General features: G+C 39.3%; 13 protein-coding genes. All 13 read left to right on the top strand.

Annotated elements, in window-relative coordinates; all coding sequences use genetic code 11:
- Positions 1-44 precede the first annotated feature (44 nt).
- On the top strand, positions 45-539 hold the full coding sequence (rplJ, locus tag ACMW72_RS10315; protein WP_418368758.1) for a 50S ribosomal protein L10: 495 nt from the start codon (positions 45-47) through the stop codon (positions 537-539).
- Positions 540-592: 53 nt separating this feature from the next.
- Positions 593-958 carry a 50S ribosomal protein L7/L12 gene (gene rplL / locus ACMW72_RS10310; RefSeq protein WP_418368757.1) on the top strand — a complete coding sequence of 122 codons (366 nt, stop codon included), beginning with the start codon at positions 593-595 and terminating at the stop codon, positions 956-958.
- Between the two features lie 129 nt (positions 959-1,087).
- The gene (locus ACMW72_RS10305; protein ID WP_418368756.1) at positions 1,088-1,702 is read left to right on the top strand and encodes a class I SAM-dependent methyltransferase; all 615 of its coding nucleotides are present in this window, start codon (positions 1,088-1,090) and stop codon (positions 1,700-1,702) included.
- A 228-nt stretch (positions 1,703-1,930) separates the two neighbouring features.
- On the top strand, positions 1,931-5,452 hold the full coding sequence (gene rpoB / locus ACMW72_RS10300; protein WP_418368755.1) for a DNA-directed RNA polymerase subunit beta: 3,522 nt from the start codon (positions 1,931-1,933) through the stop codon (positions 5,450-5,452).
- A gap of 21 nt (positions 5,453-5,473) precedes the next feature.
- Complete coding sequence (gene rpoC / locus ACMW72_RS10295) at positions 5,474-9,085, top strand: DNA-directed RNA polymerase subunit beta' (RefSeq protein WP_418368754.1); 3,612 nt, start codon at positions 5,474-5,476, stop codon at positions 9,083-9,085.
- Positions 9,086-9,160: 75 nt separating this feature from the next.
- Positions 9,161-9,412 carry a 50S ribosomal protein L7ae-like protein gene (locus tag ACMW72_RS10290; RefSeq protein ID WP_418368753.1) on the top strand — a complete coding sequence of 84 codons (252 nt, stop codon included), beginning with the start codon at positions 9,161-9,163 and terminating at the stop codon, positions 9,410-9,412.
- A gap of 109 nt (positions 9,413-9,521) precedes the next feature.
- Positions 9,522-9,941, top strand: coding sequence for a 30S ribosomal protein S12 (gene rpsL, locus ACMW72_RS10285; RefSeq protein ID WP_418368752.1), 420 nt, complete (start codon positions 9,522-9,524; stop codon positions 9,939-9,941).
- 40 nt (positions 9,942-9,981) lie between these two features.
- Positions 9,982-10,452, top strand: coding sequence for a 30S ribosomal protein S7 (gene rpsG, locus ACMW72_RS10280; RefSeq protein WP_418368751.1), 471 nt, complete (start codon positions 9,982-9,984; stop codon positions 10,450-10,452).
- Positions 10,453-10,489: 37 nt separating this feature from the next.
- Positions 10,490-12,562: an elongation factor G gene (gene fusA / locus ACMW72_RS10275; protein ID WP_418368750.1), complete on the top strand. Its 2,073-nt coding sequence runs from the start codon at positions 10,490-10,492 to the stop codon at positions 12,560-12,562.
- 123 nt (positions 12,563-12,685) lie between these two features.
- Positions 12,686-13,876, top strand: coding sequence for an elongation factor Tu (tuf, locus tag ACMW72_RS10270; protein ID WP_418368749.1), 1,191 nt, complete (start codon positions 12,686-12,688; stop codon positions 13,874-13,876).
- Positions 13,877-13,971: 95 nt separating this feature from the next.
- Complete coding sequence (locus ACMW72_RS10265) at positions 13,972-14,877, top strand: DMT family transporter (RefSeq protein ID WP_418368748.1); 906 nt, start codon at positions 13,972-13,974, stop codon at positions 14,875-14,877.
- Between the two features lie 185 nt (positions 14,878-15,062).
- Entirely contained in the window at positions 15,063-15,371 is a 309-nt protein-coding gene (gene rpsJ / locus ACMW72_RS10260) for a 30S ribosomal protein S10 (protein WP_418368747.1), read from the top strand.
- Positions 15,372-15,405: 34 nt separating this feature from the next.
- Entirely contained in the window at positions 15,406-16,032 is a 627-nt protein-coding gene (rplC, locus tag ACMW72_RS10255; protein WP_418368746.1) for a 50S ribosomal protein L3, read from the top strand.

Genomic DNA, 16,032 nt, shown 5'->3' with positions numbered 1-16,032 from the left:
TGGATTAATCTAGGTGATCATCAAACCACAGGAGGTGTGAAAAAGTGGGCGTGCGCGAGGAAAAACAAAAATTAGTTGCAGAAATCACCGACAAGCTTCGCAATAGTAAAACGACAATTCTTACTGATTATCGCGGTTTAAATGTTGCGGAAGTGACAGAATTAAGAAAAAATTTACGAGAAGCAGGCGTTGAATTCAAGGTATTAAAAAATACATTAGTGCGCCGTGCAACGAAAGAAGCTGATCTGACTGAACTCGATGAATTTTTAACTGGGCCAACAGCAATTGCATTTAGTTATGATGATGTTGTCGCTCCTGCCAAAATTATTGTAGATTTTGCCAAAAAACACGAGGCATTAGAAGTAAAAGCAGGGATATTAGAAGGAAGAATCGTAAACGTTGATGAAGTAAAAGCTTTAGCATCCTTGCCATCTCGTGAAGGGTTACTTTCTATGTTGCTTAGTGTATTACAAGCACCTATGCGTAATTTTGCACTTGCTGTTAAAGCGGTGGCTGAAAAACAAGAACAACAAGCATAATTATGATTATTTGCTTATTCAATATCAATTGATAAAATAGGAGGTTAAATAGAATGACAAAAGAGCAAATTATTGAAGCGATTAAAAATATGTCTGTTCTTGAATTAAATGATTTAGTAAAAGCAATTGAGGAAGAGTTTGGTGTAACTGCAGCTGCTCCTGTAGCGGTTGTTGGTGGTGCTCAAGCAGTTGAAGCTGCTGAAGAACAAACTGAATTTGATGTCATCTTAACAAACGCTGGAGCTTCTAAGATTAACGTAATCAAAGTTGTTCGTGAAATCACAGGCCTTGGCTTAAAAGATGCAAAAGACCTTGTTGACAATCTTCCAAAACCAATTAAAGAGAAAGTTTCTAAAGAAGAAGCAGAATCCATTAAAGCAAAACTTGAAGAAGCTGGCGCATCTGTTGAAATTAAATAATCGAATTCACGTATAACAACCCGCTTGTAAACACAGCGGGTTTTATTCTTTCTGATATTACTTGTAAATTTCTCTCATACGATGGGTAAAATACATATGTATATTTTTTGTAGTATTGGAGAGTATAATATGAATGAACATTACTATACAGAAAATCCTCGTTCTAAACATGATGAGCGGTTTATTGAAGCGAATTTCTTCGGAAAAAGATTTCGATTTAAAACAGATGCGGGCGTTTTTTCGAAGAAAAGGGTCGACTTTGGCACAACTTTGTTAATCGAAACGGTAAAATATCCGAAGCAAGCCAAGATCTTAGATTTGGGGTGTGGATATGGAGCCGTTGGAATCGTTTCTGCTTCTGTGATTGAAAAAGGCCTCGTTCAGATGGTCGATATCAATGAAAGAGCGATTGAACTGGCAAAATATAACGTTGAACATAACTTGAAAAATATAAATGGGAATATCATGATCGAAGTTTACCAAAGTAATGGGTTTCATAATGTAAATGTTAATGACTTTGATCTCATTTTGTTAAATCCCCCAATTCGTGCTGGTAAAAGTATTGTGTATCAACTATTTGAAGATTCCTTACTCCATTTAAAAGAAGGCGGCGAACTTTGGATTGTTATTCAAAAGAAACAAGGAGCACCTTCGGCGATCAAAAAATTAGAATCTTTATTCTCTGAAGTAGAAGAAGTAGAAAGAAGCAAAGGATATTCGATTGTTCGATCTATTAAAAGTTAATTTTTAAAATTAAGTATTGACTCTATTTTTTAATTATGGTAATATACGAAAATGCTATAGTCTAAACATTGCAAAACCGTGTTTCATGTTCCAAATTATACATAAAAAGGAATGGTTTAGATAATTTTTGTTAAAAATCAATAATATATGAGTCTTTAAAAATGAGGTTTCTTTAACCCATTTTTATTTTTTTATGATTATGATCTCTGATTCTAAGGGGTGAATGTTTTGGCGGGCAAACTTGTGCAGTATGGTCGCAGACAACGTAGAAGTTATGCAAGAATTGAAGAGGTTTTAGAGATCCCATATTTGATTGAAATTCAGAAAAATTCATATCAGTGGTTCTTAGAGACCGGTCTGAGAGAATTATTCAAAGACATTTCACCAATTCAAGATTTTACGGGAAATTTAATCCTCGAATTTATCGATTACAGTTTAGGTGAACCAAAATATACTGTAGATGAGGCGAAAGAACGGGATGTAACCTATGCAGCTCCTTTAAGGGTAAAGGTGCGTCTTATCAACAAAGAAACAGGAGAAGTAAAAGAACAGGAAGTCTTCATGGGTGATTTCCCACTGATGACTGAGACGGGTACCTTCATTATTAATGGGGCAGAAAGGGTCATCGTCAGTCAGCTCGTTCGTTCGCCAAGCGTCTATTTTAGCACAAAAGTTGATAAAAATGGTAAAAAAACTTATACCTCGACGATTATTCCTAATCGAGGTGCTTGGCTAGAATTAGAAACAGATGCAAAAGACGTGATTTATGTACGTATTGATCGTACGAGAAAATTACCAGTAACGGTTTTACTCCGTGCTTTAGGATTTGGAACAAATGAACAAATTATTGACCTCTTAGGCGATAATGAATATATTCGCAACACGTTAGATAAGGACAATACCGATTCGGTTGAAAAAGCATTAATTGAAATCTATGAACGTTTGCGGCCAGGTGAACCTCCTACCCTTGAAAATGCGAGAAGTTTATTAGTCTCCCGATTCTTTGACCCAAAGCGGTATGACTTGGCCGAAGTGGGTCGTTACAAAATCAATAAAAAGCTACATATTAAGAATCGTTTGTTTAACCAACGACTTGCTGAAACGCTGGTTGATCCAAATACGGGAGAGATCATTGCAGAAGCGGGTCAAGTTGTTGATCGCCGCCTTCTTGATAAAATCTTACCTGCTTTGGAAAATGGAGTTAATTATGTAAATTATGATCCTCGTGGTGGAGTGATTGAAGAAACGATTCCGCTGCAAGCTATTAACATTTTTTCTCCTAAAGAAGACGGACAAATTATTAAGATTATCTCTAATCGAGTTGTTGATAAAAATGTAAAACATATTACTCCCGCTGATATTATTGCATCAATTAACTATTTTATTAATCTTCTATACGGTGTTGGCGATACGGATGATATTGACCATTTAGGCAATCGGCGATTGCGTTCTGTTGGTGAGTTATTACAAAACCAGTTCCGCATTGGTTTATCACGAATGGAACGTGTTGTTCGAGAAAGAATGTCGATTCAAGATGCAGACATCATCACGCCACAAGCATTGATTAATATTCGCCCTGTGATTGCAGCGATTAAAGAATTCTTTGGTAGCAGCCAGTTGTCACAGTTTATGGATCAAACCAACCCCCTTGCAGAACTTACTCATAAAAGGCGCCTTAGTGCTTTAGGACCGGGGGGATTAACAAGAGAGAGAGCGGGCTTTGAAGTACGGGACGTTCACCACTCCCATTATGGGAGAATGTGTCCTATTGAAACCCCTGAAGGTCCAAACATTGGTTTAATTAACTCCCTTTCTACTTATGCTAGGGTTAATGAATATGGGTTTATAGAAACCCCTTATCGGAAGGTAGATCCTGAAACCCATCGAGTAACAAATGAGATTGTTTACGTTACCGCAGATGAAGAAGATAATTACGTTATTGCACAAGCCAATGCGAAAATTGATGAAAACGGCTATTTCCTTGAAGACCAGGTTATTGCTCGTTATAAAGATGAGAATATCGTTGTACCAAAAGAACGTGTGGACCTGATGGACGTTTCGCCAAAACAAGTTGTCTCTGTTGCAACGGCGATGATTCCATTTTTAGAAAATGACGACTCAAACCGTGCGCTGATGGGTTCGAACATGCAACGTCAAGCTGTTCCATTATTGGTTCCAGAAGCTCCATTGGTGGGAACTGGAATGGAACATAAAGCTGCCAAAGATTCAGGTGTTTGTGTCATTGCAAAACATGATGGCATTGTCGAATATGTCGATGCAAGATCCATTTGGGTTCGAAGACAAGAAATTATCGATGGGAAAGTGGTAAAAGGGGATTTGGACAAATATAAACTTCATAAATTCATGCGATCAAATCAAGGAACATGTATTAATCAGCGTCCAATTGTACGGAAGGGAGACCTAGTAAAAGCTGGAGATATCATCGCTGATGGCCCTTCAACTGACTTAGGTGAAATCGCCTTGGGTCGAAATGTTGTCGTTGCCTTCATGACTTGGGAAGGTTATAACTATGAAGATGCAATTCTATTAAGTGAACGATTGGTAAAAGAAGATGTTTATACATCCATTCATATTGAAGAATATGAATCAGAAGCAAGGGATACGAAACTTGGGCCAGAAGAGATTACAAGGGATATTCCAAATGTAGGTGAAGATGCATTAAAAAATCTTGATGAACGAGGCATTATTCGCATCGGAGCTGAAATTCGTCCAGGAGACATTCTTGTTGGGAAGGTAACGCCAAAGGGAGTAACCGAATTAACTGCAGAAGAACGGTTATTACATGCGATCTTTGGTGAAAAAGCTCGTGAAGTGCGTGATACCTCTTTACGTGTTCCTCATGGTACAGATGGTATCGTCGTCGATGTGAAAGTCTTTACCCGTGAAAATGGGGATGAACTCCCTCCAGGGGTAAATCAACTGGTTCGTGTCTATATTGCGCAAAAAAGAAAAATATCTCAAGGGGACAAAATGGCAGGACGCCATGGGAATAAAGGGGTTATCGCAAGGATTCTTCCTGAAGAAGATATGCCATTTTTACCAGATGGAAGACCTGTTGATGTTGTGTTAAACCCTCTAGGTGTTCCATCGAGGATGAATATCGGACAAGTATTGGAAGTTCATTTAGGTTGGGCTGCTAAAGCATTAGGAATCCATGTTGCTACACCTGTTTTTGACGGGGCGAGAGAAAATGATGTTTTTGATGCTCTAGAAGAAGCAGGTTTTGATCGAGATGGGAAAACGATCCTTTATGACGGGCGTACAGGGGAACCTTTTGAAAGAAGGGTTACCGTTGGCGTCATGTATATGATCAAATTGGCACACATGGTTGATGATAAGATCCATGCACGCTCAACAGGACCTTATTCCCTTGTTACCCAACAACCTCTTGGTGGTAAGGCGCAATTTGGTGGGCAGCGTTTTGGTGAGATGGAGGTATGGGCACTTGAAGCTTATGGTGCAGCATATACACTTCAAGAACTCTTAACGGTTAAATCGGATGATGTTGTTGGTCGTGTGAAAACGTATGAAGCGATCGTGAAAGGTGAAAATGTTCCTGAGCCAGGTGTGCCTGAATCATTTAAAGTTCTAATTAAAGAATTACAAAGCTTGGCAATGGATGTAAAAATTCTATCAGAGAACGAAGAGGAAATTGAAATCAAAGAGCTTGATGATGATGAACGTCCTACAGATAATTTGGCTTTACATTTAGATGTAAATGAAGATTAGTGAAATTGGGAGGTATGCCCAATGTTTGATTTGAACAACTTCGAATATATGAAAATTGGTTTAGCTTCTCCAGAAAAAATTCGCTCTTGGTCTTATGGAGAAGTAAAAAAGCCTGAAACGATTAACTACCGAACCCTAAAACCAGAAAAAGAAGGATTATTTTGCGAAAAGATTTTTGGACCGACAAAAGATTGGGAATGCCATTGTGGCAAGTATAAACGTGTGCGTTATAAAGGCGTTGTTTGTGATCGATGCGGTGTTGAGGTAACAAAATCGAAAGTTCGCCGTGAGAGAATGGGGCATATTGAATTAGCTGCTCCAGTCTCTCATATCTGGTACCTTAAAGGAATTCCAAGTCGAATGGGACTTGTCCTTGATATGTCATCGAGGGCTCTTGAGGAAGTGATCTATTTTGCATCTTATGTTGTAACGGATCCAGGAGACACACCCCTTGAAAAGAAACAATTACTATCAGAAAAAGAATATCGCACATATCGTGAAAAATATGGACAATCCTTTGCTGCTGGAATGGGTGCAGAAGCAATTAAAAAACTTCTTGAAGATATTGACTTAGATAAAGAGGTCAATTTACTCAAAGAAGAATTAAATACTGCGCAAGGCCAAAGAAGAAATCGGATTATTAAACGTTTGGAAGTACTAGAAGCTTTTCGAAGCTCTGGGAATAAACCGGCTTGGATGATACTAGACGTCCTTCCGGTGATACCGCCAGAACTTCGGCCAATGGTTCAATTAGACGGTGGCCGCTTTGCGACTTCTGATCTAAATGACTTGTATCGTCGAGTCATTAATCGCAATAACCGTTTGAAACGACTTCTTGATTTAGGTGCTCCAGATATTATCGTTCAAAATGAAAAGCGGATGCTGCAAGAAGCAGTTGATGCGTTAATTGATAATGGTCGTCGTGGACGCCCGGTAACAGGTCCTGGAAACCGTCCACTAAAATCTTTGAGTCATATGTTAAAAGGAAAACAAGGACGTTTCCGTCAAAACCTACTAGGTAAAAGGGTGGATTACTCTGGTCGTTCCGTTATCGTGGTTGGTCCAAACTTAAAGATGTACCAATGTGGTCTACCGAAAGAAATGGCTTTAGAGCTATTTAAGCCATTTGTGATGAAAGAATTAGTAAGCAAAGGAATCGCCCATAACATCAAGAGTGCGAAACGGAAAGTAGAAAGAGTAAGCCCTGAGGTTTGGGATGTTCTTGAAGAAGTGATTAAAGAGCATCCAGTTCTCTTAAACCGTGCGCCTACTCTTCACCGTTTAGGAATTCAGGCGTTTGAGCCCGTTTTAGTTGAAGGACGTGCGATCAAACTTCATCCATTAGTATGTACCGCCTATAATGCTGACTTTGATGGCGACCAAATGGCCGTTCACGTGCCTTTATCTGCTGAAGCACAAGCAGAAGCTCGTCTTTTGATGCTTGCGGCACATAATATCTTGAATCCGAAAGATGGGAAACCTGTTGTTACGCCAACTCAGGATATGGTATTAGGTTGTTACTATTTAACCATTGAAAAAGAAGGCGCAAAAGGTGAAGGAATGATCTTTCGTGATCCAAACGAAGCGATTGCCGCATATCAAAATGGTTATACGACCTTGCAATCAAGAGTGGTTCTTCCAGCGAAATCATTAAATAAGACAAGTTTTACGGAAAAACAACAAAACGCCTTGATCGTAACTACGGTTGGTAAAATTATTTTCAATGAAATTTTCCCTTCAGATTTTCCATATATTAATGCTCCAACAAAGGAAAATCTTATTGAAGGGACACCTGACGACTATTTTATTTACGAGAAAGGTATAAACATTCACGAATTTATTAAAAACGTGCCAAATCGTGGAGCGGTCAAAAAGGGTTATCTGGGACAAATCATTTTTGAAATTTTTAGACGCTATCAAACCACACAAACGGCGATCATCTTAGATAAAATTAAGGAACTTGGATTTACTTATTCTACAAAAGCAGGAATTACCATCTCTGTTTCTGATGTAACTATTCCAAAAGAAAAAGATGAAATCTTACGGGAAGCAGAGGAAAAAGTTCAAAATGTCTTAAAGCAATACCGTCGAGGCTTAATTACTGAAGAAGAACGTTATGATCGGGTCATTTCCATCTGGAGTAAAGCGAAGGACAAAATTACGGAAGTCTTGATGAATTCATTAGATCGTTTTAATTCGATCTATATGATGGCCAATTCTGGAGCTCGGGGTAATGTTTCTCAGATTACACAACTTGCTGGAATGCGCGGATTAATGGCTGCCCCATCAGGCCGAATTATCGAATTGCCAATTAAATCGAATTTCCGTGAAGGTTTAACGGTATTAGAATATTTTATTTCAACCCATGGTGCTAGAAAGGGACTTGCGGATACTGCTTTAAGGACAGCTGACTCAGGATACCTTACAAGACGTTTAGTTGACGTAGCGCAAGATGTCATTGTTCGTGAAGAAGATTGTGGTACGGATAAAGGTCTTGTGGTAACAGACATCAGAGATGGTAACGAAGTGATCGAAAACCTTTATGACCGTATCGTAGGTAGAGTTTCACTAGAAACAATCCGTCATCCAGAAACGGATGATGTGATTGTAAAACGGAATGAACTTATTGATGAAGAAAAGGCGAACCGGATCATTTCTGCAGGGATTAAGGCGGTTAATATTCGTTCTGTTCTTAGTTGCCGTACTCAACACGGGGTTTGTAAAAAATGTTATGGCCGTAACCTTGCAACAGGTAAAGAAGTTGAGATTGGTGAAGCGGTTGGAACGATTGCTGCTCAATCCATTGGCGAACCAGGTACACAGCTGACAATGAGAACATTCCATACCGGCGGTGTTGCAGGGGATGACATTACCCAAGGTTTGCCACGTATCCAAGAGCTTTTTGAAGCAAGGAATCCAAAAGGGCAAGCAGTGATTACCGAAATTGATGGAACGATTACTGACATACGCGACGGAAAAGATCGCCGTGAAATTGAAGTTGTAGGTGAAACAGAAGAAAAAGTTTACTCTGTTCCCTTTGGATCTCGTATTCGTGTATCAGTAGGGCAAGCTGTAAAAGCTGGAGACGAATTAACAGAAGGCTCCATCGATCCAAAAGAAATGCTAAAAGTAAAAGGTTTGTCTGGCGTTCAGAACTATATCTTACAAGAGGTACAAAAAGTATATCGCCTGCAAGGGGTCGAAATTAACGATAAACATATTGAGATCATGGTGCGCCAAATGTTACGTAAAGTTCGAATTCTCGATAATGGTGGAACAGACCTTCTTCCTGGTTCAATGGTTGATATCCACGAATTTGAGAATGCTAATCGTCAAGCTTTCATGAATGGGAAAGATCCAGCGATTGCTCGGCCCGTGTTATTAGGGATTACCAAAGCGTCTCTTGAGACTGATTCATTCCTTTCTGCAGCATCTTTCCAAGAAACGACAAGAGTGTTAACAGAAGCTGCGATCAAAGGAAAAGTTGATAAATTACTTGGTTTAAAAGAGAACGTGATTATTGGTAAGCTGATTCCTGCTGGTACTGGTTTGGCTCGATACAGAAATATCAAAATAAAGACAGTAAACGAAATAAAACAAGAAGCGAAAGAAACAGTAGGAATTGAATCATAAAACATTGACATTTAATTTACCAAGTGATAATATATTCAAGTGTGTGTAGAATCCTGTACTTTGGAGGATATAAAGATGTCTTATGAAAAAGTAAAACAGGCGAAACACCTTTCTGTAGGATTAAAACAAACACTTAAAGCACTTGATCGGGGAACAGCATTAGAAATTGTTATTGCAAAAGACGCTGAAAAAAGGATCACCCAAAAGGCGATTCAACTAGCTGAAGAAAAAAAGGTACCTATCTATTATGTAGACTCGATGAAGCAGCTTGGTAAAGCGTGCGGGATAGATGTTGGGGCATCTACCGTAGCAATACTAAGAGATTAAAGCTGCAGGGCAAACATCGCGAGATTGCGATGTTTGCCATGCAATTTATTTTTCTTATTATTGAACCGCCTGGATCAGTGGGCTTAAATTTTTGGAAGGAGGTGGCGGTATGCCAACAATTAATCAGTTAGTACGCAAAGGGCGTAAAAGTAAAGTATGGAAATCAAAATCCCCTGCATTACAAAAGGGTTATAATAGTTTCCGAAAAGAGCAAACAAATATGAGTTCCCCGCAAAAACGTGGTGTATGTACTCGTGTGGGTACGATGACCCCAAAGAAGCCTAACTCTGCTTTGCGTAAATATGCCCGTGTTCGTTTAACCAATGGAATTGAAGTTACGGCATATATTCCAGGTATTGGGCATAACCTTCAAGAACATAGTGTAGTACTTGTTCGTGGAGGTAGGGTAAAGGATTTGCCAGGGGTACGTTATCACATTGTTCGTGGAGCTTTAGACGCTGCTGGTGTGCAAAACCGCATGCAAGGGCGTTCAAAGTATGGTACAAAACGTCCTAAAGAGAAGAAGTAAATCCATAAATTGACTACTTAGATGAAAAGGAGGGGAAAGGATGCCACGTAAAGGACCTGTTCCACGCCGTGATGTATTACCTGATCCAATATATAATAGTAAACTTGTTACTCGCCTAATCAACCGTTTGATGGTTGATGGGAAAAAGAGTGTTGCTCAAAGAATCCTTTATAAAGCATTTGATATTGTAAGAGAGCGTACTGGCAAAGATCCAATGGAGATTTTTGATCAAGCGCTGAAAAATATCATGCCCGTATTAGAGGTAAGAGCACGTCGTGTTGGTGGTGCGAACTATCAAGTTCCTGTTGAAGTAAAACCAGAACGTCGTATTTCATTAGGGATTCGTTGGTTAGTCAATTATTCACGTCTTCGCGGTGAAAAAACGATGGAAGAACGTTTAGCAGCTGAGATTATCGATGCTGCTAACAATACAGGTGCTGCTGTGAAGAAACGTGAAGACACACATAAAATGGCAGAAGCAAATAAAGCATTTGCTCATTATCGTTGGTAATCTAAAATCATTGTTTGGAAAGGAGAAGCAATTAAACATGGCTCGAGAATTCTCCTTAAAAAATACACGTAATATCGGGATCATGGCTCATATTGATGCGGGAAAGACGACAACGACTGAGCGGATCCTTTACTATACGGGTCGTACTCATAAGATCGGTGAAGTGCACGAAGGTGCCGCAACCATGGACTGGATGGAACAAGAACAAGAGCGTGGTATCACCATTACTTCTGCTGCGACCACTGCTCAATGGAAAGGGCACCGCATTAATATCATTGATACCCCTGGACACGTCGACTTTACCGTTGAAGTTGAACGTTCCTTACGTGTATTAGATGGAGCGGTTGCTGTATTAGATGCAAAAAGTGGAGTAGAACCTCAAACTGAAACCGTATGGCGCCAAGCAACAACATATGGAGTTCCTCGTATCGTATATGTAAACAAAATGGATATTATCGGCGCAAACTTCTTAAGATCGGTTCAAACTATCTATGATCGTTTACAAGCAAAAGCTGTACCTGTTCAACTTCCAATTGGAGCTGAAGATTCGTTTGTAGGAATTATCGACTTAATTGAAATGGTCGCCTATTACTATGAAGATGATTTAGGAACCAAAATTGTAAAAAAAGAGATTCCTGATGAATACAAGGACTTAGCGGAAGAATGGAGAACCAAAATGATTGAAGCAGCTGCTGAAGTTGATGAAGATCTAATGATGAAGTACTTAGAAGGGGAAGAAATCTCAAATGAAGAGATTAAAGCTGCCCTTCGTAAGGGAACGATTAATGTAGAATTATTCCCTGTACTTTGTGGTTCCTCCTATCGCAACAAAGGCGTTCAGTTGATGCTTGATGCTGTGATTGATTACCTACCATCTCCAGTTGATATCCCGCCAATTAAAGGACATAAAGAAGATGGAACAGAAGATGAGAGACAAGCTGATGATAATGCGCCATTTTCCGCATTAGCATTCAAAATTATGACTGACCCTTATGTTGGTAAATTAACATTCTTCCGCGTTTATTCAGGAACATTAAACTCTGGTTCCTATGTATTAAATTCAACTAAAGGTAAGCGGGAGCGTATTGGTCGTATCCTGCAAATGCACGCAAATCACAGACAGGAAATCAGCACCGTATATGCTGGTGATATTGCGGCGGCTGTAGGGTTAAAAGATACGACAACAGGTGATACGCTTTGTGATGAGAAGGCGCCAATTATTCTCGAATCCATGACTTTCCCAGAACCTGTTATCCGCTTATCTGTTGAGCCAAAAACAAAGGCAGACCAAGATAAAATGGCGATGGCATTAGCAAAACTTGCTGAAGAAGATCCAACGTTTAAAACCCATATCGACGAAGAAACGGGTCAAACCATCATTGCAGGTATGGGTGAGCTTCACTTAGACATTATCATTGACCGTTTAAAACGGGAATTTAAAGTTGAAGCTAACGTTGGTGCGCCTCAAGTTGCCTATAAAGAAACCATTCGTAAGTCTGCAAAAGTAGAAGGAAAATTCATTCGTCAATCTGGTGGGCGTGGTCAATATGGTCACGTTTGGATCGAGTTTGAACCATTAGAGCGAGGCCAAGGTTTTGTATTTGAGAACAAAATTGTCGGTGGTGTGGTTCCAAAAGAATATGTTCCAGCGGTACAAGCTGGTATTGAAGAAGCGATGCAAAATGGAATCTTGGCTGGTTATCCAGTAATTGACTTAAAGGCAACCCTGTTTGATGGTTCTTATCATGATGTTGACTCCTCTGAAATGGCATTTAAAATCGCAGCTTCCATGGCGTTAAAAGCTGCAGCATCAAAATGCGACCCTGTACTTTTAGAACCGGTGATGAAAGTTGAAGTCACTGTACCTGAAGAGTATATGGGCGATGTCATGGGTGATTTAAATTCACGCCGAGGACGAATCGAAGGAATGGAAGCTGTTGCAGGAGCACAAATTATTCGTGCTATGGTACCTTTAGCTGAAATGTTTGGATATGCGACTGCTTTACGCTCCAAAACACAAGGTCGCGGAAACTATACGATGCAGTTCGATCATTATGAAGAAGTTCCTAAAAATATTGCAGATACAATTATTGAAAAAAATAAAGGATAATTAAATTTCACCTCGAATAAATAACATAGAAATTACCTGCGGGTTATGCCCGTTAGGTACCTTTCTTCAAACATAAATCAATCAATAAATACACTATAATTATACTTAAGGAGGATATTGAAAATGGCAAAAGCTAAGTTTGAACGTACAAAACCACACGTTAATATTGGTACCATTGGCCACGTTGACCATGGTAAAACTACTTTAACCGCTGCGATCACAACTGTTTTAGCAAAAACTGGTGGTGCAATTGCTACCGCATATGATCAAATCGATAAAGCTCCAGAAGAGCGTGAACGTGGTATCACTATTTCAACTGCACACGTTGAATATGAAACAGAAAATCGTCACTATGCACACGTTGACTGTCCAGGTCATGCCGACTATGTGAAAAACATGATTACTGGTGCTGCTCAAATGGACGGTGCAATCTTAGTTGTATCAGCTGCTGATGGTCCAATGCCACAAACCCGCGAGCACATTCTTCTTTCTCGTCAAGTAGGCGTGCCTTACATCGTTGTTTTCATGAACAAAGTAGACATGGTTGACGATGAAGAATTATTAGAATTAGTTGAAATGGAAATTCGCGATCTCTTATCTGAATATGATTTCCCAGGAGACGAAATTCCTGTTATCAAAGGTTCTGCTTTAAAAGCATTAGAAAACCCAGACAGTGAATGGGCAAATGCTATTCATGAATTAATGAAAGCAATCGACGAATACATTCCAACACCTGAGCGCGATATCGATAAGCCATTCTTAATGCCAGTTGAGGACGTATTCTCCATCACAGGTCGTGGTACTGTTGCAACTGGTCGTGTTGAGCGCGGTACGATTAAAGTTGGTGACGAAGTTGAAATCGTAGGTCTAAACGATGAAACTAAGAAAACTGTTGTTACTGGTGTTGAAATGTTCCGTAAGCTTCTTGATGTAGCACAAGCTGGAGATAACATTGGTGCACTTCTCCGCGGTGTAGATCGTAAAGAAGTAGAACGGGGACAAGTTCTAGCAAAACCAGGTACTGTTAATCCACATACAACATTTAAAGCAGAAGTATACGTTCTTACAAAAGAAGAAGGTGGACGCCATACCCCATTCTTTAATGGTTATCGTCCTCAATTCTATTTCCGTACAACAGACGTTACTGGGGTAATTAAGTTACCTGAAGGTACTGAAATGGTTATGCCTGGTGACAACGTTACAATGGAAGTAGAACTTATCGCACCAATCGCTATTGAAGATGGTACACGTTTCGCTATTCGCGAAGGCGGTCGTACCGTTGGTGCTGGTGTTGTTACATCAATCGTTAAGTAATCAAATTTAGAGAGGGCCTCAAGATAGAGGCCCTTTTTTTAATAATAAATTAAAGCTGATTAAACTAGGTGGAAAATTGAGAGGATGAAAAGGGATTGGAAGAACGTCCTGTGAAGTACGGCTTACTTTTTTCTTCATTATTTATAGCCATTCTAGCTATATCATCATCTGCTATCCTCGTTAAAGAAACAAGGGCACCTGCAGCAATCATCGCTACATATCGGCTTTTGTTTACCGTCTTGATTTTAATCATACCTACCATCATCTATCATCGTGATGAATTACTTCATGTTAAAAAATATCCATTGATTTCTTCGATTATCTCAGGGTTGTTTCTTGCGCTTCATTTTGTTACATGGTTTGAATCGTTAAGTTATACTTCGATTGCAAGCTCGGTAGTATTGGTCACGATGCAACCCATATTTTCGCTGATTGGAGGAATCCTCTTTTTTAAAGAAAGATATTCAGTTATTGCAATATTGGGAAGTGTGATTGCTGTTATTGGTGGAATCATTATCGGTTGGGGCGACTTGCGCATTGGCGGTTTAGCACTTTGGGGTGATATCCTCGCTTTATTGGGAGCAGTATTTTCTACTATATATTGGCTCATTGGTCAATCTGTTCGTTCGAAATTATCCTTACTTCCATATGCACTTATTGTATATGGCTCAGCTGCCATTATGATTATCATTTATGATCTCTTTCTTTCTTATTCTTTTTTTTCTTATTCAAAAAGGGATTGGATGATCTTCATCCTCATTGCAATCATTCCCAATATATTAGGACATACCATTTTTAACTGGTCGATGAAATACATTCGTGCAACAACTGTATCGATGTTGATTCTTGGTGAACCCATTGGATCGAATATTTTAGCTTATTTCATGTATCATGATATACTATCGATTACACAATGGGTGGGGAGTTTTTTCATTCTCTTTGGAACCTATCTATATCTAAGGAATCCAGTTGATCAAAAAATGGAAAAGAAAAGTTTTTGAGAATCTGAATATGAAAACTTGCAATGAAATCTTTTTTTTTATATAATACTTAACGTTGGTCCTTAGGGCTTGCGATGAGGTGGAAGGTTGACGATACACCCGGCCCCATTGCCATGGGTGTAACGTGAAATTTTCACTGAGAAATTGTCCGTTAAAAAAATGGGCGTGAAGGAGGGAATTTTATCATGGCAAAACAAAAAATTCGTATTCGTTTGAAAGCTTACGACCACAGAATATTAGATCAGTCGGCCGCAAAAATTGTAGAAACAGCGAAACGTTCTGGGGCTCAAGTTTCTGGACCAATTCCATTGCCTACAGAAAAGTCTGTTTACACAATTTTACGAGCAGTTCATAAGTATAAGGATTCTCGTGAGCAGTTTGAAATGCGTACTCATAAGCGTCTGATCGATATTATCAATCCAACACCGCAAACAGTCGATTCCTTAATGCGACTTGATCTACCATCTGGAGTAGATATTGAAATCAAACTATAAAAGATTCAGTGATTCGATATAGGAGGTGGCAAAAATGGCCAAAGGAATCTTAGGGAAAAAATTAGGAATGACACAAATCTTTACTGAAGAAGGGAATGTGGTTCCTGTAACCGTTGTTGAAGCAGGACCTTGTGTTGTTCTCCAGAAAAAAGACCTTGAAAACGATGGCTATGAGGCAATTCAATTAGGATTTGATGATAAGAAAGAATCCAGAGCCAACAAACCTGAACTAGGTCATGTAAAAAAAGCTGGTACAGCACCTAAGCGCTTCATTCGTGAAATCCGGGGTATGACGGATTATGAAGTAGGTCAGGTTATTAAAGCAGATCTATTTACTCAAGGAGAATATGTTGACGTAACAGGGATTTCCAAAGGTAAAGGATTTGCTGGTTCCATTAAAAGACATAATCAAGCTCGCGGGCCAATGGCACATGGTTCTCGTTATCATAGAGGTCCAGGTTCAATGGGTCCAATTGCTCCAAACCGTGTAGTAAAAGGAAAACCATTGCCAGGGCGTATGGGACATGAAAGAGTAACGATTCAAAATCTAGAGATTGTAAAAGTTGATCCTGATCGTAACTTGTTGTTAATTAAAGGTTCAATTCCAGGACCTAAAAATAGTTACGTGATTATTAAAGAAGCAGTGAAAAAAAGCAAATAA

The organism is Tepidibacillus sp. LV47, assembly GCF_048381575.1.
Classification (GTDB): domain Bacteria; phylum Bacillota; class Bacilli; order Tepidibacillales; family Tepidibacillaceae; genus Tepidibacillus.
This window is presented reverse-complemented; position numbering and strand designations above follow the sequence as displayed.

Excerpts from the sequence above, each read along its gene's own strand:
- rplL (WP_418368757.1), top strand. The coding sequence starts at position 593 with ATGACAAAAGAGCAAATTATTGAAGCGATTAAAAATATGTCTGTTCTT.
- ACMW72_RS10305 (WP_418368756.1), top strand. The coding sequence starts at position 1,088 with ATGAATGAACATTACTATACAGAAAATCCTCGTTCTAAACATGATGAG.
- rpoC (WP_418368754.1), top strand. The coding sequence starts at position 5,474 with ATGTTTGATTTGAACAACTTCGAATATATGAAAATTGGTTTAGCTTCT.
- ACMW72_RS10290 (WP_418368753.1), top strand. The coding sequence starts at position 9,161 with ATGTCTTATGAAAAAGTAAAACAGGCGAAACACCTTTCTGTAGGATTA.
- rpsL (WP_418368752.1), top strand. The coding sequence starts at position 9,522 with ATGCCAACAATTAATCAGTTAGTACGCAAAGGGCGTAAAAGTAAAGTA.
- rpsG (WP_418368751.1), top strand. The coding sequence starts at position 9,982 with ATGCCACGTAAAGGACCTGTTCCACGCCGTGATGTATTACCTGATCCA.
- fusA (WP_418368750.1), top strand. The coding sequence starts at position 10,490 with ATGGCTCGAGAATTCTCCTTAAAAAATACACGTAATATCGGGATCATG.
- tuf (WP_418368749.1), top strand. The coding sequence starts at position 12,686 with ATGGCAAAAGCTAAGTTTGAACGTACAAAACCACACGTTAATATTGGT.
- rpsJ (WP_418368747.1), top strand. The coding sequence starts at position 15,063 with ATGGCAAAACAAAAAATTCGTATTCGTTTGAAAGCTTACGACCACAGA.
- rplC (WP_418368746.1), top strand. The coding sequence starts at position 15,406 with ATGGCCAAAGGAATCTTAGGGAAAAAATTAGGAATGACACAAATCTTT.